The organism is Gilliamella sp. wkB108 (assembly GCF_001690195.1).
GTDB lineage: Bacteria > Pseudomonadota > Gammaproteobacteria > Enterobacterales > Orbaceae > Gilliamella > Gilliamella apicola_L.
The window spans coordinates 1-394 of record NZ_LZGM01000044.1; the positions used below are offsets into that span (position 1 = coordinate 1).

Below are 394 nucleotides of genomic sequence, written 5' to 3' on the forward strand. Positions count from 1 at the left end.
AACGGCATTAGCGAAACGATTAAACAAATCGACCATCAAAAAAAATATCAAGTCATATATTCAGCATGAAAAAGTACCACTTTATGATGAGCCTAATGATAGCCATCCAACGGATATGTATTTGGTAAAAAATGATTTTGTTAAAATTCTGGATGTGATTTGGAATAAAGAGGAACTAAAAAGAAGTGAATATCCTGATATCTGGTTTAAGGTAAGTTATAAAAGTAAAGGCCAAGGTGAAATGGTGAAATGGATTAATGGGAAAGCGTTTACCATCTGGTGATATTTATCCTAACTAATAATAACACTAAGATTTTTATGAAGGGTGACACGAATTGAAAAATTTTGTGTCATTGATATCAAATTTATTCAGTAAATTGACTGAAGAGTTTTA

1 protein-coding gene is annotated in these 394 nt (G+C 30.5%); it reads left to right on the forward strand.

Annotated features, from left to right (window positions below; all coding sequences use genetic code 11):
• The coding region (locus A9G11_RS14350; RefSeq protein ID WP_218056050.1) for a hypothetical protein at positions 1-283 on the forward strand (283 nt) is incomplete at its 5' end.
• Between the last annotated feature and the right edge of the window lie 111 nt (positions 284-394).